The organism is Ruegeria sp. YTSC192 (assembly GCF_059609705.1).
In genome coordinates this window covers 91,701-111,103 of the sequence record NZ_JBXWMG010000013.1, presented here as the reverse complement: position 1 = coordinate 111,103, position 19,403 = coordinate 91,701, and the positions used below count along the sequence as shown (strand labels likewise).

The following is a 19,403-nucleotide window of genomic DNA, read 5'->3' as shown; positions in this document are numbered from 1 at the left end:
GGCGTTACTTGAAGCGGTAGTTGATCCGACCCTTGGTCAGATCGTAAGGGGTCATCTCGACTTGAACTTTGTCGCCGGCCAGAACACGGATGCGGTTCTTTCGCATCTTGCCTGCCGTATGTGCGATGATCTCATGGCCGTTTTCCAGCTCGACCCGAAACGTCGCATTAGGCAGGAGTTCCTTCACGACACCGGGAAATTCGAGCGTATCTTCCTTGGCCATGTTGTCTCCATCATTACGTTGCACTCGCAGAATCTGCGAGGATGTGCGCTTAAATGAGCCTATTTTTCCCTTATTTCAAGGGCGGAATCACTAAAGCGTGGAGAATGTGACAGATTCGACTCTGGGGGATTGCTCGTCCCAGTGGGTTCGATTCAGGACGTGCCCGTCGGCACGGACATCGGCGATGGCGCTCAGGTCGATATCGGCATAGGTCCAGCCCGGTTGATTCAACACCCCTTCGGCCAGCACGCCCGTCTGTGGAAAGCCCTTGTCAGGCGGGCCAAAAATGCCGCCCGTGCCGGTGTTCATATCCACGGCCTCGGACCAGTCATTGTTCCCGACCAGCGATGCCATGACCGTAACGCATTGATTTTCCAAGGCACGCGACATCGCCCCGATGCGCACGCGCCAATACCCCGCCAACGCTTCGGTGCAGGATGGGACAAGGATCAGATCCGCTTCGCTGAGCGCACGGCCCAGCAGTGGGAATTCGCTGTCATAGCAGATCAGCACGCCGATCTTGCCCAATGCCGTGTCGAACAGTTTGAGGGGGCCTCCGGGGGCGATATCCCAGTGTTCGCGCTCGAACCGGGTCATGATCTGCTTGTCCTGATGATCCTGCCCCCCGTCCGGCGCATAAAGCTCAGCCCGGTTCACAGGACGGCCCATACCTGTCGCAACCGGGGCCGAGGCCCCGAGGATGTATGTCTTGTATTCCTTCGCCAAGCGCTGGTGCAGGTTTTGCACATCTTCCATCCGGTCCGAGACCGCCTGAATCGACCGCTCCAGATCGCCTGCCACGTCGGCCCCGTCCAGCGTCGACAGTTCCATCGCGCCGTATTCGGGAAAGACCAGCAACTCGGCCCCATTGCCGGCGGCCTGCGCGACCCAGGTGTTCAGCTTGTCCTCATACTGCGCCCAACTGTCGAGCCAATCGAGGTCGTAAGCGGCGGTGGCGACTCTCATGCATCTGTCCTTCGATACGGATTTGCCGGGACACTAAGTGACGATGGCCGGGCGTGTACAGGCCGAACCTTTCCACCCGACGAAACGACGACAAAGTGAATTGGAGGTCTCAGGCCCATGTGGTTTAATCGAACCCGGAGGGCACCATGCAAAAACCTGAAAGCTTTGAGAAGTTCTATTTCGCCAAGGTCGGCATGGGCGAGGCTTGCGGCTGTGCTGAACGTGTCATTGACGTGTACGAGTTCAATCGCAAAGGCGGCGCCCAGAGCAAAGACAGCGTGGCGCCGAAAAAGCGCAAGACCAAGTCACTCCGCGGCTGGGCCGTGAAATACGGTCTGATCAGTCGAAGGCGTCAGGGTTGAGAAATAGAGATTCCTGAAAGTCCTGATTGGCCTTACAACAACCGTATTGCGTGCGCCTTTAGAGAATGACAACCATTGCGCATGGTTCGAATTGCATTTCACATTCTCATCGTTTTGATTTTAACGCTTCTGACACAAATTGGCGGCATCGCTTGGATGATTTCACGTTTTTTCAAACGGCATCTCTCAGCGTTTCTAGCCGCTTACGTGGCTCTTTCTTTGGCGAGTATCTGGATCGCACCGCATTTCGGGCGCGTTGCGCTGAGTTGTTCGGAAGAGGGTCCTTTTGAAGTGCAAAGTTGGATGTACTGTGCGTTGAACAGAAACTACGTCTCTCCCGAAATGTATGACGTCCTGACCAGCACTGCGGAGGAAATGGAAAGAAGGCACCCGGGCACAGTTACCGTTGTGCTTGACGCAAACTTTCCCTACTTAGACGGGTTCCCGCTACTGCCTCATCTGTCACATGATGACGGGGAAAAGGCAGACCTTGCATTCTACTACGCGGACGAAACGGGCTATTTGAAAGGCGCGACGCGTTCGCCGATCGGCTATTTCGCATTCGAACCGGGGCCTACAAATTGTTCAAAGACGTGGCCGACACTTCGATGGGATTTCGATGCCCTGCAATCTCTCTGGCATGGTTATGACATCGAAGAAAATCGTAACCGATCCGTGCTAGAGGTTCTGGTCGAAGATGAGCGCGTCGGGAAAGTCTTCGTTGAGCCTCACCTTGTGGATCGCTTGGGCGCTGAGCATCCGAAAATCCGGTTCCAAGGGTGTCGCGCGGCGCGCCATGATGACCATATCCACTTTCAGTTGTAGTTGGTCTTCATGTCTCTACGGGGCGCGTCACAAATCCCGGATCCAGAACTGCAACGGCTTGAGCGTCTCGCCCTCGTCCCCGACATCTTTCCATGAGAATTGAGCGATCACGCCGGGTAATGGCTCGTAGCCGCGGGATCTCCAGAACGTATCAAGCGGGCGATAGGTTTCTGGCCGCATGGGATGATCTGCCGGGCGTTGGACGCTGCAGAAGGCGCATTTGGTGAAACCCTGTGCGCGGGCGTGGGCCTCGCGCTGGTCGAAGAATTTGTGACCGACGCCTTGGCCTCGGTAGTCGGACAGAAGGACGGATTCGGCACAGTAGAAGATCTGCGACAGGTCCAGACCCGTTCCTTGAAACGCGGCGGCAAAATCGTCAGCGTGGTCGGTCAAAGGTGCGCCGGTCGAGGCTCCAATCAGGCGGTCATTGTCGAAGGCGCCGACAACGATGGCCTTGTCGCTGTCGCGGTAGGATTGCAGGTAGCTGCGCTCGTATTCCAGATCGCCATCATAGAGGTAAGGCCAGGCCCGAAACACCTCGATCCGCAGGCGCGCGACGTCGTCCAGAGCGGCCTCGAGCGCCGCTCCGGTCAGGGGGCGGACGGAAGTGACCTCAGCCATTCGAGACCTGTTTGGTCCAGTCCGCAAGGTTGTAGAAGGTGGTAACGCGGGTGATCTTGCCGTCCCGCAGGTCAAAGAACGACCCGGCAGGCAGGCGGTAAGTCTGGCCATGCGCCTCGGGCAGGCCCTCGTCGGTTTCAAGATAGGTGCCGTTGACGATGAACTCGGCCGCGGCGCGGGTGCCACCTTGGGCATCGAACACCACGATATCGGTCAGATTCTCTTTGTAGCAGCGGTTCATATGGGCGCAGAAGGCTGCGAATTTCTCTTTGCCGACGCGGATCTGGCCTTCGTTCACATGATGGGCCACGTCATCGGACAGACAGGCCAGCATGCCATCGACATCACCGGCGTTGAAGGCGTCGAAATAGGTCTTCACGGTCTGGTTCATGGGTCACTCCGTTGGTTCGCCCCAGCGGTCTTTCAGATGCTTGATGATCTGATCGCGGGTCTGTCGGTAGTGATGTAGCTTTGATTCCCGTGTCTCGCCCATCCCGGTAGGGTCCATTATTGGCCAATAATCGACATCAAGGTGGAAAATCCGGGTCAACTCCAGTGCCCGCCGCTGACTGGCGGGGGACAGCGCGACGATCAGGTCGAACGAGCTTAGGTCGTCACCCCATTCTTCCATCTCGTCAAAGGATCGGGTGCGGTGGCGAGACAGCTCAACGCCCATTTCCTGACAGACCGCAATGCAGAACCCGTCAATGTCCAGATCGTTGCGTACGCCAGCGGATTGCACATAGGTGCCGGTGCCGTAGAACTTTTTCATGATGCCTTCGGCCATCGGAGACCGAACCGAATTGTGGTCGCAACAGAACAGAATGGACTGCGGCAGAGGCGTCACCCGTTAGCCTCCGAAATGTAGCACGCAGATCAGCGTGAACAGGCGTCGGGCGGTGTCAGTATCTACGTCGGCCTTGCCTTCCAGCCGTTCCTGCAGAACGCGGCTGCCTTCGTTGTGAATGCCGCGCCGGGCCATGTCGATGGTTTCGATCTGGCTGGGCGGCAGGGATTTGACCGCGTCGAAATAGCTTTGGCAGATCTGGAAATAGTCTTTCACCACCTGCCGGAACGGTCCGAGGGACAGGTGGAATTCGGCCGCTTTCTGGCTGTCTTCGGTCGAGATATCAAAGACCAGACGTTTGTCGCGGATCGAAAGCTGCAGGTGATAGGGGCCGTCAGGAATGGCGCGGTCATCCCGCTGAGGCAGGTCAAAGCTGTTATCTTCAAGCAGATCATAGATGGCGACCTTGCGCTCCTGCTCGATCTCGGGGGTCGGCGGGGGCAGGTTCCGGTCATCCAGTTCGATATGCGAGATACGGGTCATCTATACGGTCACAATCCTTCACGTCTGCCAAGACCTATAACAACGACTTTCATTCGGCAACGTACAGAGACGCCACAAGTCGGCGATCTTTACGTCATGTCAGCCGTTCAGCCGGTTCAGACGTGCTGTTACCGACAAACCATGCGCCTCAAGGCTTTCCGATTGCGCCAATGTCTCGGCCGCTGGACCGATCGCGCGCAGCGCTTCGGGGGTCATCTGGCTAAGCGTGGTGCGTTTGAGGAAATCCATCACGCTGAGGCCGGATGAGAACCGCGCCGAACGAGCCGTGGGCAAAACGTGGTTGGGGCCGCCGACATAGTCTCCGATGGCCTCGGGGGTGTACTGCCCAAGGAAAATCGCGCCTGCATGGATGGTCTTTTCGCTCAGCGTCACCGGGTCGGCCACGCACAGTTCCAAGTGCTCGGGCGCGATGCGGTTCGACAGGGCGGCGGCCTCATCCAGATCGCGCACGGTGATGATCGCACCAAAGTCCCGCCAGCTGGCCCCGGCGATGTCGCGGCGCTGCAGGGTCTCAAGGCGTTTTTCGACGGCCTTCGCCACGGCCTGACCGAACCCGGTATCATCCGTGATCAGGATCGACTGCGCGCTTTCATCATGTTCGGCCTGACTGAGTAGATCCAGTGCGATCCAGTCGGGCTCATTGTCCTTGTCGGCAATCACGAGGATTTCCGACGGGCCTGCGATCATGTCGATCCCGACCTTGCCGAACACCCGGCGCTTGGCTGCGGCGACAAAAGCGTTACCCGGACCGGTGATCTTGTCGACCGGAGGGATGGTTTCGGTGCCATAGGCCAGCGCGGCAACGGCCTGCGCGCCGCCGATACGATAGATCTCATCCACCCCCGAAAGTTGCGCAGCCAGCAGAACCAGCGGGTTCGCCTGACCGTCGGGCGTGGGCACCACGATGGCCAGCCGTTCAACCCCTGCCACCTTGGCCGGGATCGCGTTCATCAGAACGGATGAGGGGTAGGAGGCCAAACCGCCCGGCACGTAAAGACCCGCCGCCGAGACAGCCGACCAGCGCCAACCCAGCGTTGCGCCGGCCTCATCGGTCCACTGATGATCCTCGGGCATCTGCTTTTCGTGGTAAACGCGGATACGCTCTGACGCCAGTTCCAACGCGGCACGGTCTTCCGGGGTCACCTGTGCGACGGCTGCGGCAATTTCTTCGGGCGAAAAGGCCAGTGTCTCGGGCGTCAGTTCCAGCCGGTCGAATTTCGCAGTCAGCTCGATCACCGCCGCATCGCCACGGCTGCGGACATCGTCGATGATCCCGGCCACCACCGCATCTACATCCGGGCTGTCTTCACGCTTGGCCGATAGCAGCGTTTGAAAGGCAGCCTCAAACTCGGGCGAGGTGGTGTCGAGGAAAACGGGCATGATCTGGCACTCCGGAGCGTTTCACGGGGACATATCGTTCGTAAGGGTTGGCCTCAAGCCTTCTCGGCCGGGTGCAGCGATTTGCGCAGGGGGAATTGGGTCATCCCGTGCCACCCTTCCACATCGCCCGCCGAAACCCAGCCATATCTGAGGTAGAAGGCCCGTGCTGTGTGGGTCGCATCCAGATAGGCCTGCGCGCAGCCCTGATCTGCCAGCGCCTTTTCCAACCGGGCCAGCAGAGCCCGCCCGATACCGCGCCGCACATGGCCGGGATCGACATAAAGCAATGAGATCACCGAGCCGTGGCGTAGCCCGCCAACGGCCACGATCTGTCCGTCTAGCTCAGCCACCCAGATGTCCGAGCCGCTTTTTATCCAGCCGCGAACGGTCTGCGGGTCTTTGTTGACGGTCCACAGCGCCACAAGTTCGGGGTCTTTGTGGTGATCCGCCGCGCAAAGATGGGTGATAGAGCGGATCAGCACCTGACTGATCTGGAACACATCGAACACGGTTGCACGGCGCAGCTCCAGACCCGAGGCGGGTCCGGAGAAGGCCTGCGATATGCCGCGCTTATTCTGGATGATGCGGCGCCTGGCCCGAAGGTGCCAGATAGGGGCGCGTCACGTCTTTCAGGGTGGCGTCTATGGCCTCGACCGTCAGACGGATAGCGCCGTCGCCTGCAAGGGTCAGCAGGATCTGGCCCGCGCCGTCTTCGCCCGCCTCGAAATCGACCGAGAGCAGCGACATCACCATATCCGTCTCACCGCGGTCGATCCCCTGACTGGCAACCGACAAAACCGAGTCGAACACCAGAACCGACTGCACGCGTTCAAACGGACGGTCGCGGCGGGTGGCGGCGTCTTTGTCTTCCCACCGAAAGCGGTTCAGCAGCAGCCCGAAACGGCGCTGCGCGGGCTGCCATTTCATCTCGGTCACCGGGAATACCGCATCCTGCGCAAGCGATGAGATCACCTGCAGGTCATCACCGTCTTCGGCGCCCAGATTCAGCGGTGCCTCGCGGCCGTCTTCAAAACTTGCGTCTGTCATTCGCCCTTGATCCGTTCGATTTTGGCGCCCACGCCTTCCAGCTTACGCACCACATGCTCATATCCGCGGTCCAGATGATAGACCCGGCTGACAGTTGTTTCCCCTTCTGCCGCCAAGCCTGCCAGAATCAATGAAACCGACGCCCGAAGATCCGTGGCCATGACCGGCGCGCCTTTCAGCCGTTCAACCCCGGTGACCGTGGCCGTCCCTCCATGCACCTCGATCTGCGCACCCATGCGGATCAGTTCCGGCGCGTGCATGAAGCGATTTTCGAAAATACGCTCCTCGAGAACTGAGGTCCCTTCGGCCGTACACATCAGCGCCATCATTTGCGCCTGCAGGTCGGTGGGGAAGCCGGGGAAAGGTTCGGTGACCACGTCCACGGCCTGCACACGGCCATTCTTGCGCGCAACTTTCAGGCCCTTTTCGGTTTCCGAAACGCTGACGCCTGCGGCTTCGAGCTTTTCCACGAAGGAACTGACCAGCGACATGCGCCCGCCCAGCAGTTCTACCTCGCCACCGCAGATCGCAGGGGCCAGCATGTAGGTGCCCAGTTCGATCCGGTCCGTCACCACCTGATGGGTGGCGCCGTGCAGGCGGTCGACGCCCTGAATCTCGATCGTCGATGTCCCTTCGCCCGAGATCTGAGCGCCCATCTTGCGCAAACACTCAACAAGATCGACAATCTCGGGCTCGCGCGCGGCGTTTTTCAGAACAGTGGTGCCTTTGGCCAGTGTGGCAGCCATGACGATGTTCTCGGTCGCCCCGACCGAGGCAAAGCGCATCTCATGTACCGCGCCTTTCAGCCCGCCCGGCGCCCTGGCGTGCAGGTAACCGTCTTTCAACTCGATCTCGGCGCCCAGGGCCTCCAGCCCTTCGACATGCAGGTCCATCGGCCGCGCGCCAATAGCGCAGCCACCCGGCAGAGAAACGACCGCCTGCCCGAATCGCGCCAGCAACGGCCCCAGCACCAGATTCGAGGCCCGCATCTTGCGCACGATTTCATAGTCCGCCGTCTGGCTGGTCAGATCATGGCTGGACATCGCGATCACCTGACCGCCCTGCAACGATGAGACCTCGGCCCCCAGTGATTGCAGCAAAGCCGTCATGGTCTTGATGTCACTGAGGCGTGGCGCGTTGGTCAGCGTCAGCGGTTCTTCGCTGAGAAGTGTCGCGGGCATCAGCGTCAGGCACGCATTCTTGGCCCCCGCAATCGGTATCTGACCGCTCAGCGGCCCGTTGCCTGTCACCAGAATCGAATCCATCTGCTCTTATCCCTCGTCCTTGTCGACTTTGTCATCCGAAGCCGCCCGTGCCTTGGCCTGCGCCTTGCGCCGCGCCATGTTGGCCTTGAGCGCCGCTTTCAGCCGCTCTTCCCGTGCATCCCCGGATTTGCCGTGTTTTTTAGGTGTGTCTTTGTCTGCCATGGTCTTTCTCTACAGGAGGCGAAAAAAACCGTCCAGACACCCTTGCGCCGCGTTTCGTTTGAGTCTAATCACCCGCCCACGATGCTGCTGTAGCTCAGAGGTAGAGCACTCCCTTGGTAAGGGAGAGGTCGAGAGTTCAATTCTCTCCAGCAGCACCATTTAGCACTTTTCCGGAAAATCCTCCTAACACCTTGAACGGTAAGGCTGTCTTGGTTGGTTCCGTTATACATGAAACGGCCTTGGCTGCCTTGAACCTCCGGTAGAAGCCGTACAGGGACGGGTGCGCCGTCTCAAACTATGTTGATTATACTCGTCACTATGCCCATAGGATAAGTCCGTCCGCAGAAAGGGGAAGATCGCCCTTCAAACGATTTGTGCAACAATGCCCATGTTGGCGGTGCGGTCAGTGCGTATCTCAGTTACGATTCTGCTGTTGTTTCAGCATGATCGTGAACCTTGTTGTACAGGCCGCACGACCAATACTCGTAGTCAAACAGAGCTATTTCTTGCTATTTCAACAGCTTCGCACAGGTTCGTAAAAAAATTTAATCTCTGAAGAAATGGCCTTGTATTTCCGTTGCTTGCACGGATATACCCATCGACGGAGACGTGGCCGAGTGGTCGAAGGCGCTCCCCTGCTAAGGGAGTAGGCGGGAAACCGTCTCGAGGGTTCGAATCCCTTCGTCTCCGCCATCACCTCAATTTCTGGCGTTGAAAATGGATTGCTAGGCCAGTTCGGCCAGTGCCGTGTCGATCCGGGACAGCATCGGGGATTGGCCTGCGGTTTCAACGATGACGCGAGCCTTGCTTAAATGCTGCACGGCCAATTGCCTTTTCTTGCGGGCCTTGTAGAGCAATCCAAGGATCATGTCGCAGCGGGCGACGTAGTGCCCTTTTTCGTCGAATTGTGGGTTGCTACGCACCTCATCCAGCATTGCAACCAGCCTCTTCTCGCCAAAGAACAGCACCCACAGGATCGAGCGGAAGTTCCGAAGAAAGACCCCAGCCGAAGCTCCGCCCTCACCGGTCAGGATAGCAAGGTACATTTCGCACAGGAACAGACGCGCCCAGTCTGCTGAAACTTTGGTCCCTTCGTCCGTGCGCTTTTGGATGGCTCGTTCGATTTGCTGCAGCCCGTCTGCGATACGCCCCTTCAGGGCATAGGCAACCCCCAGCATCGTTGCCGGACCCATGGTGAACAGGGTCCACCCATGGTCGTTGCAATTGGCGATATGGGCTTCGATGATTTCGATCGCAGCTGGTGTTTCGGTGGGCACCATGGCTGATACGCGCGCGGCCTCGGCGATGGCGCGCTCGAACTCGACCTTTGAAGCCTTTTGCGCCTCTTCCGCGATGGCCAGCGCTTTTTCGTGGTCATCGGCGACCATGGCGATCAGAGCTTTCATCGCTGTGCCATAACCCAGCGCCCGCGGATCATTGGTCTTCTTGCCAAGCGCAATCATCCTGTCTGCGGTCGCGTGGGCCCGGGCCACCCGCCCGCGGGTCAGTTCATTCCACCCCATAGTGGCGAGGTAGAAGTTCTGGATATAGGCGTCGTCGATCTTCTCCAGCTCGGCCTCGATCACGCGCGCTTTGGCTTCGAACTCGGCGTTTGAAATCGGGGCGAAGTAGATCGACACCGAAAGCTCATTCACCATGGCATAGGCGCGTGAGGCCGGATCGCCCAGACGTTCGGCCATGGCAGTCAGATCCTGTTGTACCCAGTGCGCCTCGCGGTACTTGCCGTTGCAGACAAGGCAGGACACGTAGTGGTGCAGGAACAACGCATGATGAGAGCTGTCGCCCACCTGCTCCAGAATTGGGCGCACGGAACCGGCCAGGTTAATGATCGTTTTGACCTTGAGTGAAATGTTCGAACACAGCGCAAAGCTTGCCAGAAACGCGGCGAACTCGGGCTTTGAGGCGCAGTCCGGGTCGCTTTCATAGAGCGCGTAGGCTGCCGTGTAGTAGTTGTTCGCCTCATCCAGCGAATAGACGCCCAGAGACTTGTCCCCCGCCATCGCCGTATACCGAAACGCTTTGTCGGTCTGGTCCGTCTGGCTGTAGTGGTAAGCCAGCATCTCAGCCACTTCTTGCAGGCGGTTTGCATTGCGCAGAACCAGACACTCGGCCACTTCAAGATGCAGGCCTGCGCGGCGAGTGGCCACAAGGCTTTGATACACGGCATCGCGCAGTAGAACATGCTTGAACACGTAGTCCGAGGAGTTCTCGTCGCGATACAACACGTCCTGAGCCTGCAGTCGCTGCAGCGCGTCACCGGTTTCGCCGGCGTCTTTGGCCAGTTGTGAGAGCAGACCCGGATCAAATCGTCGCCCAATCACGGCGGCGGCTTGCAGCAGGTCCCGATCCTCGGTTGACAGGCGATCAACGCGGGCCGTCAACAGGTTCAGCATGCTGGCCGGCAGGTCGGCCTGCGCCATGTCTATGTCCAGATGCGCTTCGGCTGCGTCGATCCGAAGGCTGCCTTGTTCCAGCAGATAGGTCAGGATTTCTTCGCCAAACAGCGGGTTGCCACCGGCACGTTCGGCCAGTTGCCTGTCTAGCCCCGCAGGCAGAGTGGTCACGCCCAGCCGGTTGCGCGCCAGATTGGCGAAATCCTCGGTTACCAGCGGTTTCAGCGCGATGGTCCGAACCTTGTCGTCATCGCGCCACGCAGGCGTGTATTCCGGGCGGTGTGTCTGGATCAGCAACAGGTTGGTCAGGTCTGTCCGGTTGACGATGCCCTGTAGCAACTCTTCCGAGGCGCTGTCGATCCAGTGGCTGTCTTCGATGAACAGGACTACGGGCTGCTTGGCACATCGGGCTTTCAGCAGTTCCGGCAGTAATTCACGGGTGCGCAGGCCAATCAGAACGCCGTCAAGCCCGTCCAATGCCTCCGGAGGTGGCGTCAAACCCAGCAGGTTCATCAGCAGGCCCAGGTTTTGCTGGGAAAAACACTCCCAGGCCTTCAGGCCGGTCTCGATCTTGTATGCGATGCGGGTCGGGTTGTCCTGATCCTTGATGCGGAACGTGGTTCGGACAATCTCGAGGATCGGCAGAAACGGAACCTGTTGCCGGTCTGCAAAACAGTAGCCGGTCAGAACGTCAACCTGATCGCGGGGCAGGCGGTTCAGGAACTCAAATGCAAGCCGGGTTTTTCCCAAGCCCGGCTCGGCCACCAGATCCACGACCGACACGCCGTCGCGCGCCCGAGCCAGCGCATCGGCCAGAATAGTCAGTTCGCTGTCACGCCCCACATAGGTACTGAGACCGCGCGCGATCGAGGCATCAAATCGCGTGGCGTCAGCCCGCACGGATTGCAGTTGCCACAGTTTCTGAGGGGCAGCGAGACCTTTGAGCTGATGTTCACCGGCAAAGCGCAGGTCGGTGACCCATTCGACAAGGCCGCGGGTCTTGTCGCATATCAGCGTGCCACCCGAGGGGGCCAGATTTTCAATACGCGAGGCCATGTTGACCGTGCTGCCCACCGCAGTCGCGGGCCCGTCTGCGCCTTGCACGGCGGCCATCAGAACAGTGCCGGAGCTGATACCGACCCGCATCTGAGGGCGCACGCCAAAGCGGGCCTCGATCTTTTGGGCAGACGCGCGGAACGTGTGATGGATGGCGTCCGCGGCGCGGCAGGCCCGTTCAGCCGGATCCTCCAGCGCGTCTGGGATGCCGAACAGTGCCATGATGCTGTCCCCGGCAAAGTCACGGACCGTACCGCCATGCTGAGACACGGCGCCCGAAAGGGTGTCGTAGACCAGACGCACAAATTCCAGCGCCTGTTCTTCGCCCAGTTTCGAGACGATCGACGTATAGCCAACCATATCCGCAAACAGGACCGAGACCTGACGCCGCTGCCCCAGATCGCCCTGTTGTTGTGTAGATATGACCCCGCCGTCCTGCATTACCTTCGGGTTGATACAACAGCAAAGCGCGCACCGCCAGCCGTTGCAGACACGTTGTTGCAATTGGACAGTTAAGTGTAGCCGAAAATGTCACGCACAGGCGTGCTGGTGCCCGCAGCCCCGTGGTTGGGCTGCGGGTCGCCGAGTTATTTGAACACGTCCACCAGATCCGAGACGCTGACGCCTTCCTTGATCTCTTTCAGGCGGGCAAAGATCAGGGCGATGGTGATGCTGAGCCAACCATATGCAATCGCGTTGAGTGCGGCCTCAAAGAAGGCCCACGGACCCAGGGCTCCCGTTGGATCAGCAATCCCGGAGAACCCGAACATGGCTGCAAAGGCAAATGTGATTACGACGACGACCAGCACAATACATAGAACCATCAGGATCAACGCGCCGATGATGGGCCAACGGTAGTTCTTGGTCAGGGTGGCACTGCGCCCCATCGCACGGAACCCGGCCCCGTCGATTACGATGGCTGGTACGATGACGGAAAACACTGCGTAGATCCAGATACCCGGAACGACCAGCAAAACAAGGCCTATAAAGTACAGGATCGTCGTTACGACCGACAGAACCGCAATGGCAGGCAGGTTGACGACAGCCGCCGAGAAATAGCTGCCAACACGCGCCGCACGCCCCAGTTTTGCGTCATAGGCGAACTGTATTATCACGGCCGTGGTTACGGCATAGGCCAGCAATGTGATCAGAGTCGACACGATCACGCCGGCATAAAAGGCGGTATTGTCGAAACCTGTGGTTCCAATATTGTCGAAAGACTGCGCCACCGTATAGTTGTTCACAATAACTTCGATCAGGGCCGGAATGAATCCCAGCAGAAGCACAAGGTGAATCTTTTTGAAAAATATCGAGAACGTCTCGCCGACAATCACGCCGACGCCTAGGGGCATGTGCGCCTCGGGGTATTCGGGATTGGCTGTATCTGTCATTCTTTGTTCCAAATCAATTTGATGTTCTGTCTCTGATAGAGCCTTGAGAACGGGTTCATCCTCAAGACGAGTTTCGTTTTTCTGCTTCTCGCTTGGGTAAATCTGCAACAGGCGTGGTTAGCCTTGCTTGTCTGCCTCGGCGTGGAATTTATCGGCGCGCTTGTCGCCGAACAACTGGCGCTGTTCCAGAAAGGCGCGTTGTTCCTTGTAGAAGGCTTCGAGAAAGGCAAGCTGGTCTTCGGGCCGTACCGCATCGGCATAGTCGATCTTGCGCCGGACCTGTTCGACAATTGCGGCCATGGTTTCCTTTTTCCGCTTGTGCGCCTCGGGCCCGGTCGAGCGCGCCGAGCCGCGCAGAAACCCTTCGAGGGTCTGCAATTCGAACGCTCCGTAATGTTCAAGCTGATGGGTCAGAAACTGGAACCGGGGCTGGGTGGCTGTGGCGGGTTTGATTGCTTTGGACATATCCGGTAGCAGGATCGGCTTGGGCAGGTGGATCACATAGGTGCCTGCGATAATGTCCCCCAGCCGTTGATTGCGCCTGTTGAACACCGGCACCGCAACCACGCCCAGCACCCAGGCCAGCGAGATCAGTGACGGGATCAGAGCCTCGGCATTCAGGGTCAAGATCAGCGTGCCGGGCAGAAAAATCTCGGCCTCTTTCATCAGGTTGCGAACGACAAGCGATTGCGTCGTCAGCGCCTGTCCATCGGCTGAGACCACCTTGATCTTCATCATGCGCTTGCCGATGGTCTGGCCGTTCCACACCAGTTCAGACGCGGCGTAGTAGGGGATGCGGATGACAAAGAATAGCATCGCGGCAACGGCCACAAGCGCCTCGGGCGGGACAACGTCGATGGCCAGCAAAAGCAGGAAGAGGGCAATGGCGCCGACCCCGGTGATCAGAATATCGGCGAATTGGGCGGCCATGCGCACGCCCACACCTGCAACCCGGAAGTAAAGCGGCACGCCCTCGGGGGGCAGCAGACGGTCGAGCTTGGGTTGGGTCATTGCCGTTTCCTTCCGCCCATGCAGAACCACAGCAGCCACAGCGCGCCGATCCCCCAACCGATGGCGATGCGTGTGGTACGGTCCTGTACCAGCTGTCGGCCAAAACCTTCCAGCAGAGCAGCGGCGACCAGCATCATCGCGGCGATCAGCGCCAGTTTCACCGCATCATGCCCGGCAGCGCGCAGGGCTGCGCGGCGTGTGTGCTGGCCGGGAAAAAGTACGGCAAGGCCCAGTTTCAGCCCGCCTGCGCCCGCAATGCAGATCGCCGACAGCTCGGTCACGCCGTGGATTGACAGCCAGCCGAACAGGTCCCAGCCCAAGCCCCGATCAACGTGCAGCGCGTAAAACACGCCTAGAATTAAGCCATTGTAAAACAGCAAAAGAACTGTTGGCGCGCAAAGGAATGCCCCCAGCCCAAACACGAAGATCGCGATGCGTGTGTTGTGCGAGAACAGGTAAGTGGCAAAAGCCCCCAGCCCGGAGCCGTCTTCCTCTCCGTAGATGACCGAGCGCAGGTAGTCCGTGCTGGCATCTGGCCCGCGCCCGCCTGCCAGGTCTGTGGGCATAAAAACAAAGAACCATTCGGGATTGTCGACGTAGAAGAAATACCCGGCGATGGCGCCAGCCGCCATGCACAGGAACCCCAGAAGGGTGACGCGCCAGGAGGACCGCATCGCTTGCGGCCCACCGCTGGTCAGGAACTTGCGGATGATCCCGCCCAGCCGCTGCTGCGGGGCATAAACACTCAAATAGGCGCGGCTTGTCAGCGCCTCAAGGTATTCCAGCAAGCCGCGATCCAATGAGATTTCGCGCGCGATGGACAGCGATGTTGTTGCCTGCCGGTAGAGGTCGGCCAGATCGCGCGCCTCTTGAAAGCTCATGCGATGCAGGCCCTGACCTTCGGCCTTGTCGACCAGATCGGACAAGCGTCTCCAGTCGCCTTCGCGTTCCTGCCGGAACCGGGCCGAGCGGATCAGATCGGCGTCAGACATCAGATCATCTCTCGCGCTTTGATTTCCAGATAGGTCGAGATCAGCCGCGCCGAGATCTCGCCCGGTTCGGCGTCAATCACGGTTACCCCGATCTGTTGCAGCTGTTCCAGTACAAGGCGGCGTTCGCGCAGAAGCTGTCCGGTCGAGACGGTCTCGGCCACGTCGTTCATGTCCTGCGGGGCCGTGTTGACCTGCGCCTCGAGGATCGGATCGCGCAGGGTGACGAAAACGATCAGGTGCCGCTTGGCCAGCGCGTTGATGTTCTCGACCATCAGCTCGGCCGAGGTGGTGTCGACGAAATCCGAAAACACGATGATCAGACTGCGTTTCGGGGTGCGCCCGTTCAGCTCGGTCATGGCGAGGGTGTGGTTGGTCTCGACGCTTTCATATTGCAGCTCGGCCGTGCGGCTGCGCAGTCGGGTGAACGTTGCGCGGCCCGGTTCGGGGGGCAGGAACATGCGCGGCTTGGCGTCGTAAGCGTATAGACCGACCAGATCGCCCCCGATGGCCGCGGCCCAGGCGGTGGCAAGGGCGGCGGTGATCGCATGGTCGATCTTGGGCAGGCCCGCGATCTCCTCACGCATCTGATAGCCGTTGTCCAAGGCGATGATCACATGATGATTGCGCTCGGCCCGGACCTCTTTGGCGACCAAAGACCGATGCCGCGCCGACCGCTTCCAGTCGATCGAGTTCGCATCCATGCCGGGCACGAAATCCCGCAACTGGTGAAATTCGGTGCCCTCACCGATGGCGCGGTTTTCCTTTACGCCGAACAGGCGCGATTGAACCGTTGTCGAAATCTCACCCGATTGCACCCGGCGGATGTTGGGCACAACCGCCAGTTCAAGACCAAAGGCGATTTTCGGGACGAATTCGAACAGTTTGAACCGGGAAGACCAGCTGAGCCACAGATGCGAGAGGCGCCATTTCCCCCGGCGAATGGCGCGAAACGGAATGCGCGCCTGACCGCTGGACAGGTCAAACCGGGCCGGTCCTTCGATCCCTTCGGGCCAGTGTACCTGCCCGGTCATGCCCGAGGTCGCAGGTGTGACGGTTAGGGCGATCTCATCCTGTTCGCCTACGAAGATATCACTCAGCGGCTCGACCGAGACCGAACGGCGGCGTGGCCAGGACAGCAGCAGGTCGCCGATGGCCAGCGCGCACAGAATCACCCATGGCGCCCCGGCCACGGTGCGGGTTGCATCGCCCACGACAACGGCCACCAGTGACAGGCCAAGGGCCACGCAGGCCATCGCCAGAAATATGCGCGAGGGTCGGATCAGCGGGGGGCCTCGATCTGGTTGAGGATGTTTTCCAACACCTGCTGCGGCCCGCGCCCTTCGATTTCGGCGGCGGGGGACAGAACGATACGGTGTTGCAGCGCGTGGATGATCAGGGTTTTGACGTCATCAGGAATGGCAAAATCGCGCCCGTTCAAGGCCGCCGTTGCGCGGGTCGCCCCAGCGATGGCATCCGCCGCGCGGGTCGAGGCCCCAAAGGCGATATCCGCGCTTTCACGCGTCGCGCGCACCAGACGCAGGATATAGGCCAGAATATCGTCATCCAGCACGATCTCATCAATCAACTGCCGGGCCGCTGCCATCGTCGGGGCATCCAACAGAGGGCGCACCGTTTGCGTCGCACTCAGCGGATCCAACGGCGCATTGGCGTGTTTGCGCAGGATCGAAAGTTCCACGTCTTCGGGTGGGAAGCTGAGGTTTACCTTGAACAGGAAACGGTCCAGCTGCGCCTCGGGCAGCGGGTAGGTGCCTTGCTGTTCAATCGGGTTCTGGGTGGCGACGACGATGAATTCGGACCCCAGCGAATGGTCGGTGCCGTCGATGGTCACCATACGTTCGTTCATCGCCTGCAGCAGCGCGGCTTGTGTCTTGGGCGGGGCGCGGTTGATCTCATCGGCCAGCAGGATTTGGCTGAAGACGGGGCCTTTGGTCAGAACAAACTCGCTGGTCTGGAAATTGTAGATCGAGGTGCCCAGAACATCGCCCGGCATCAGGTCCGGCGTGAACTGAATGCGCCCGAACTCAAGGTTCAGAGCCCCTGCAAAGCTGCGCGCCAGCAGTGTCTTGGCCGTGCCCGGTGGCCCTTCAAGCAGCACGTGACCTCGCGCAAACAGCGCCGTCAGCAGCAGGTCAACCGCCTCTTCCTGGCCTTGCACAACTTTGCCGATCTCAGCCCTGAGGCTTTCGGCATGGGAAAACAATTCATCAAGCGTCATCGGCAAGTTGCTCCAGTATCAACTCAAATTGGTCCACATAGGGAATGGCGTGTTCCGGCCCCAGATGCGGAGGCAGGGCGCGGATGGATGCGATCAGATCTTCCAGTTTCGCGGTCAGGTCTGGTTTTCGGGCGCGAACGTAGTTGAGGTACGCGTCCTCAGGCGTGCCGCGCAGGGCATGCGAGGTGCCGAACACCGACGCCGCGCGGGCGCGCAGGCGGGTGTCGATGAAATCCGACAGCAGCGCACCGTCCTGATCGGTCATCCGCATCAGCCGTGCGCGAACCCGGTTGGCGGTCCGTTTGCCCGTCCCAAGGCCTAGCGTCAGATCGGCAACCGGCCCGCTGCGCACCCCTCCGCGCCAGACCGCAAGCGCCAGCAGCAGCCCCGCACCAATCCAAAGCGTCAGGAATGGCGGTTCGAACAGGCGTTTCAGGTCATCCCAGGTGCGTTCGCGCGCGACATGCTGTTGCGGGTCGGTCAGCCAGTTTCGATCGCTATAGTCGATGATGATCCGCTTCTCGCCCGCGATCTCGGGCAGCAACTGCGCCGCGATCCGGGCATTGTCGCCCAGAGCCAGCCCATGGTTGTTCAACAAATCCGGGTCGGACAGAACATGGACCTTTTGCTGCACGCCGTCGCCCGGCAGCGGGCAAAGACCCAGAACCATTGCGCCCCGACGCCCCACCAACGGCTCGCAGCCTCGCCCGTCAAAAACCTGCGCCGCATAGAGGCGGGCGGTCAGCGCATCGTCAGAGGCCACGTCAAAATCGGTGAATGGAACACGGGCCGAGCGGATTGTGCCGACATCCGAGCCAACGATCCCATGCAGAGCACCCTCGATCCCTTCTTCGGGGGACAAAAGGATGGGGTGCCCCAACCCGGTCAGCCGCAGGCCCGAGCGCCATTTGGGTAATATTACAAGACTGGGCGCGGATTGCGCCTTTTCACGGATCACGTCCAGAGTCTGATCAAACTCATCCGGTTGCAGCAGTAGGTCGTCTTTGGTCTGTGCGCGCGCGCGATCTTTGTCCAGCTGGGTGTCATAGATGGGCTGGATCAACAGGCCGATGGTGCTGCGATCCAGCGACCAGCCTCCGGTAAAGGTTTGCGCGGTGTGGCCCTGATCGCGCAGCCACAGCTCTAGCCCGTCGAACCCGGTCGAGGAGTCGCGCAGCGCGTATTGCCGACCGGCCATCACATAGAGGAAGATACCGATGCACAACGCGCCGATGATGCCAAAGATGATCCAGTCGACCCGAACCCTGCCGGTTGCAGCAATGTTGGTCGTATCACTCATGCGCGGACCTCGCGCAAGATCGGGCGGATGCGCGTCAGCAGCGCGTTGAAGTCGGTATCACTGATGGATCGATGGCCGAAATGCACCCGTTCACTTTCCAGCACCAGCGCACGTAAATCAGTGATATACCAGAGGCTCTGTGGCAGGCTGCGCAGCGCCTCGCGGTGGGTCCAGCTTCGCTTGAACAGAACCTCATTGGCGCTGAGGCAACGGGTCAGAACCAGTTGCGCCAGTCCAACGACGGCCTGGTTGCGATCCTCTTGCCTTAAAACAGCGTCCAGATCGGGTAATTCCTCATCCGTCTCGGCAGTGTCCACTGACGGCTTTCCGGTGCGTCTTGCGTTGCCCGCCCCCGACCGGAAAGAAACCGACGTTCGACCCACGCTGAGGTACAGGATCCATGCCAACAATGCCAGAACCAGTGCCGAGATGATCCCCATCGTCCAGTCGGTATCAACCGAGACAGTCTGAGACTCTTCCTCGGGCGCGGGTGTGAATTTGGTGTCCAGCGGGGGTGCCGGTTGGGTGGGGTCGAAATACACCACATCCGTGTCGATCCCGCGATACCGAACCGTCTTTAGATAGTCCTTCCCCGAGGGGCTAAGCTCGGTCGGAGAAAGCGCCTTCTCTTGCGCTGTCACCAATGTGGGACCGCAGAAAAGAAACGATAGAAAAAGGGCCGTCAAAAAACGCATTGGGCTATCGTTAGTTCACTCTCGTCATGCATGCAATCGGCAGAATGCGCCTCGCTTGTTGATTGTTCGAGGCGGGCACGCGACCCGTATTTGTCGGGCTCATGTG

21 protein-coding genes and 2 tRNA genes are annotated in these 19,403 nt (G+C 59.7%); 4 read left to right on the top strand and 19 right to left on the bottom strand.

Annotation, left to right across the window (positions count from 1 at the left end; genetic code table 11):
• Positions 1-4: 4 nt before the first annotated feature.
• Together infA and AC2FD8_RS17400 are read right to left on the bottom strand one after the other, a co-directional pair.
• Positions 5-223, bottom strand: a complete 219-nt coding sequence (gene infA / locus AC2FD8_RS17405; RefSeq protein ID WP_005978431.1) for a translation initiation factor IF-1 — start codon at positions 221-223, stop codon at positions 5-7.
• Positions 224-313: 90 nt separating this feature from the next.
• The gene (locus AC2FD8_RS17400; RefSeq protein ID WP_496858211.1) at positions 314-1,189 is read right to left on the bottom strand and encodes a carbon-nitrogen hydrolase family protein; all 876 of its coding nucleotides are present in this window, start codon (positions 1,187-1,189) and stop codon (positions 314-316) included.
• A 146-nt stretch (positions 1,190-1,335) separates the two neighbouring features.
• Between AC2FD8_RS17400 and AC2FD8_RS17395 the strand changes: the two genes are divergently transcribed.
• Complete coding sequence (locus AC2FD8_RS17395) at positions 1,336-1,551, top strand: hypothetical protein (RefSeq protein ID WP_496858209.1); 216 nt, start codon at positions 1,336-1,338, stop codon at positions 1,549-1,551.
• Between the two features lie 81 nt (positions 1,552-1,632).
• Entirely contained in the window at positions 1,633-2,376 is a 744-nt protein-coding gene (locus AC2FD8_RS17390; RefSeq protein ID WP_496858207.1) for a hypothetical protein, read from the top strand.
• A 27-nt stretch (positions 2,377-2,403) separates the two neighbouring features.
• On the opposite strand, the gene AC2FD8_RS17385 is transcribed toward AC2FD8_RS17390, so the two are convergent.
• The 9 genes from AC2FD8_RS17385 to AC2FD8_RS17345 form a co-directional block, all read right to left on the bottom strand.
• Positions 2,404-2,997 carry a GNAT family N-acetyltransferase gene (locus tag AC2FD8_RS17385; RefSeq protein ID WP_496858205.1) on the bottom strand — a complete coding sequence of 198 codons (594 nt, stop codon included), beginning with the start codon at positions 2,995-2,997 and terminating at the stop codon, positions 2,404-2,406.
• On the bottom strand, positions 2,990-3,388 hold the full coding sequence (locus tag AC2FD8_RS17380; RefSeq protein ID WP_496858204.1) for a ketosteroid isomerase-related protein: 399 nt from the start codon (positions 3,386-3,388) through the stop codon (positions 2,990-2,992). Before AC2FD8_RS17380 ends, AC2FD8_RS17385 begins: the two co-directional genes overlap by 8 nt.
• Before the next feature lie 3 nt (positions 3,389-3,391).
• A complete protein-coding gene (locus AC2FD8_RS17375; protein ID WP_496858202.1) occupies positions 3,392-3,844 on the bottom strand; it encodes an arsenate-mycothiol transferase ArsC in 453 nt (150 codons plus the stop codon).
• A 3-nt stretch (positions 3,845-3,847) separates the two neighbouring features.
• Positions 3,848-4,327 (bottom strand): UPF0262 family protein, encoded by a 480-nt coding sequence (locus AC2FD8_RS17370; RefSeq protein WP_496858200.1) that lies wholly within the window; start codon positions 4,325-4,327, stop codon positions 3,848-3,850.
• Between the two features lie 99 nt (positions 4,328-4,426).
• Positions 4,427-5,728, bottom strand: a complete 1,302-nt coding sequence (hisD, locus tag AC2FD8_RS17365) for a histidinol dehydrogenase (RefSeq protein WP_496858198.1) — start codon at positions 5,726-5,728, stop codon at positions 4,427-4,429.
• A gap of 53 nt (positions 5,729-5,781) precedes the next feature.
• Positions 5,782-6,237, bottom strand: coding sequence for a GNAT family N-acetyltransferase (locus tag AC2FD8_RS17360; protein WP_496858197.1), 456 nt, complete (start codon positions 6,235-6,237; stop codon positions 5,782-5,784).
• 61 nt (positions 6,238-6,298) lie between these two features.
• Complete coding sequence (locus AC2FD8_RS17355; RefSeq protein ID WP_496858195.1) at positions 6,299-6,775, bottom strand: DUF2948 family protein; 477 nt, start codon at positions 6,773-6,775, stop codon at positions 6,299-6,301.
• On the bottom strand, positions 6,772-8,040 hold the full coding sequence (gene murA / locus AC2FD8_RS17350) for a UDP-N-acetylglucosamine 1-carboxyvinyltransferase (protein ID WP_496858193.1): 1,269 nt from the start codon (positions 8,038-8,040) through the stop codon (positions 6,772-6,774). The genes AC2FD8_RS17355 and murA overlap by 4 nt, the downstream gene beginning before the upstream one ends.
• A 6-nt stretch (positions 8,041-8,046) precedes the next feature.
• Positions 8,047-8,202, bottom strand: coding sequence for a hypothetical protein (locus AC2FD8_RS17345; protein WP_496858191.1), 156 nt, complete (start codon positions 8,200-8,202; stop codon positions 8,047-8,049).
• A gap of 83 nt (positions 8,203-8,285) precedes the next feature.
• Between AC2FD8_RS17345 and AC2FD8_RS17340 the strand changes: the two genes are divergently transcribed.
• Together AC2FD8_RS17340 and AC2FD8_RS17335 are read left to right on the top strand one after the other, a co-directional pair.
• A tRNA-Thr gene (locus AC2FD8_RS17340) sits at positions 8,286-8,360 on the top strand.
• A 445-nt stretch (positions 8,361-8,805) separates the two neighbouring features.
• A tRNA-Ser gene (locus tag AC2FD8_RS17335) sits at positions 8,806-8,895 on the top strand.
• Positions 8,896-8,927: 32 nt separating this feature from the next.
• Here AC2FD8_RS17335 and AC2FD8_RS17330 read toward each other — a convergent pair.
• From AC2FD8_RS17330 to AC2FD8_RS17295, 8 genes are all read right to left on the bottom strand, one after another.
• A complete protein-coding gene (locus AC2FD8_RS17330; protein WP_496858189.1) occupies positions 8,928-12,113 on the bottom strand; it encodes an ATP-binding protein in 3,186 nt (1,061 codons plus the stop codon).
• 146 nt (positions 12,114-12,259) lie between these two features.
• Positions 12,260-13,063, bottom strand: a complete 804-nt coding sequence (locus AC2FD8_RS17325; protein WP_496858187.1) for a hypothetical protein — start codon at positions 13,061-13,063, stop codon at positions 12,260-12,262.
• 117 nt (positions 13,064-13,180) lie between these two features.
• Positions 13,181-14,074 carry an RDD family protein gene (locus tag AC2FD8_RS17320; RefSeq protein ID WP_496858185.1) on the bottom strand — a complete coding sequence of 298 codons (894 nt, stop codon included), beginning with the start codon at positions 14,072-14,074 and terminating at the stop codon, positions 13,181-13,183.
• On the bottom strand, positions 14,071-15,066 hold the full coding sequence (locus AC2FD8_RS17315; protein ID WP_496858183.1) for a stage II sporulation protein M: 996 nt from the start codon (positions 15,064-15,066) through the stop codon (positions 14,071-14,073). Before AC2FD8_RS17315 ends, AC2FD8_RS17320 begins: the two co-directional genes overlap by 4 nt.
• Positions 15,066-16,319: a DUF58 domain-containing protein gene (locus AC2FD8_RS17310; RefSeq protein WP_496858181.1), complete on the bottom strand. Its 1,254-nt coding sequence runs from the start codon at positions 16,317-16,319 to the stop codon at positions 15,066-15,068. The genes AC2FD8_RS17315 and AC2FD8_RS17310 overlap by 1 nt, the downstream gene beginning before the upstream one ends.
• A gap of 26 nt (positions 16,320-16,345) precedes the next feature.
• Positions 16,346-17,302 (bottom strand): AAA family ATPase, encoded by a 957-nt coding sequence (locus tag AC2FD8_RS17305; RefSeq protein ID WP_170481089.1) that lies wholly within the window; start codon positions 17,300-17,302, stop codon positions 16,346-16,348.
• The gene (locus AC2FD8_RS17300; protein ID WP_496858179.1) at positions 17,292-18,602 is read right to left on the bottom strand and encodes a hypothetical protein; all 1,311 of its coding nucleotides are present in this window, start codon (positions 18,600-18,602) and stop codon (positions 17,292-17,294) included. Before AC2FD8_RS17300 ends, AC2FD8_RS17305 begins: the two co-directional genes overlap by 11 nt.
• The gene (locus tag AC2FD8_RS17295; protein ID WP_496858177.1) at positions 18,599-19,243 is read right to left on the bottom strand and encodes a DUF4129 domain-containing protein; all 645 of its coding nucleotides are present in this window, start codon (positions 19,241-19,243) and stop codon (positions 18,599-18,601) included. The genes AC2FD8_RS17300 and AC2FD8_RS17295 overlap by 4 nt, the downstream gene beginning before the upstream one ends.
• Positions 19,244-19,403: the final 160 nt, after the last annotated feature.

Excerpts from the sequence above, each read along its gene's own strand:
- AC2FD8_RS17345 (WP_496858191.1), bottom strand. The coding sequence starts at position 8,202 with ATGGCAGACAAAGACACACCTAAAAAACACGGCAAATCCGGGGATGCA.
- AC2FD8_RS17325 (WP_496858187.1), bottom strand. The coding sequence starts at position 13,063 with ATGACAGATACAGCCAATCCCGAATACCCCGAGGCGCACATGCCCCTA.
- AC2FD8_RS17380 (WP_496858204.1), bottom strand. The coding sequence starts at position 3,388 with ATGAACCAGACCGTGAAGACCTATTTCGACGCCTTCAACGCCGGTGAT.
- AC2FD8_RS17370 (WP_496858200.1), bottom strand. The coding sequence starts at position 4,327 with ATGACCCGTATCTCGCATATCGAACTGGATGACCGGAACCTGCCCCCG.
- AC2FD8_RS17305 (WP_170481089.1), bottom strand. The coding sequence starts at position 17,302 with ATGACGCTTGATGAATTGTTTTCCCATGCCGAAAGCCTCAGGGCTGAG.
- AC2FD8_RS17315 (WP_496858183.1), bottom strand. The coding sequence starts at position 15,066 with ATGTCTGACGCCGATCTGATCCGCTCGGCCCGGTTCCGGCAGGAACGC.
- AC2FD8_RS17395 (WP_496858209.1), top strand. The coding sequence starts at position 1,336 with ATGCAAAAACCTGAAAGCTTTGAGAAGTTCTATTTCGCCAAGGTCGGC.
- murA (WP_496858193.1), bottom strand. The coding sequence starts at position 8,040 with ATGGATTCGATTCTGGTGACAGGCAACGGGCCGCTGAGCGGTCAGATA.
- AC2FD8_RS17330 (WP_496858189.1), bottom strand. The coding sequence starts at position 12,113 with ATGCAGGACGGCGGGGTCATATCTACACAACAACAGGGCGATCTGGGG.
- AC2FD8_RS17390 (WP_496858207.1), top strand. The coding sequence starts at position 1,633 with ATGGTTCGAATTGCATTTCACATTCTCATCGTTTTGATTTTAACGCTT.
- hisD (WP_496858198.1), bottom strand. The coding sequence starts at position 5,728 with ATGCCCGTTTTCCTCGACACCACCTCGCCCGAGTTTGAGGCTGCCTTT.
- AC2FD8_RS17355 (WP_496858195.1), bottom strand. The coding sequence starts at position 6,775 with ATGACAGACGCAAGTTTTGAAGACGGCCGCGAGGCACCGCTGAATCTG.
- AC2FD8_RS17385 (WP_496858205.1), bottom strand. The coding sequence starts at position 2,997 with ATGGCTGAGGTCACTTCCGTCCGCCCCCTGACCGGAGCGGCGCTCGAG.
- AC2FD8_RS17400 (WP_496858211.1), bottom strand. The coding sequence starts at position 1,189 with ATGAGAGTCGCCACCGCCGCTTACGACCTCGATTGGCTCGACAGTTGG.
- infA (WP_005978431.1), bottom strand. The coding sequence starts at position 223 with ATGGCCAAGGAAGATACGCTCGAATTTCCCGGTGTCGTGAAGGAACTC.
- AC2FD8_RS17300 (WP_496858179.1), bottom strand. The coding sequence starts at position 18,602 with ATGAGTGATACGACCAACATTGCTGCAACCGGCAGGGTTCGGGTCGAC.
- AC2FD8_RS17310 (WP_496858181.1), bottom strand. The coding sequence starts at position 16,319 with ATGGCCTGCGTGGCCCTTGGCCTGTCACTGGTGGCCGTTGTCGTGGGC.
- AC2FD8_RS17320 (WP_496858185.1), bottom strand. The coding sequence starts at position 14,074 with ATGACCCAACCCAAGCTCGACCGTCTGCTGCCCCCCGAGGGCGTGCCG.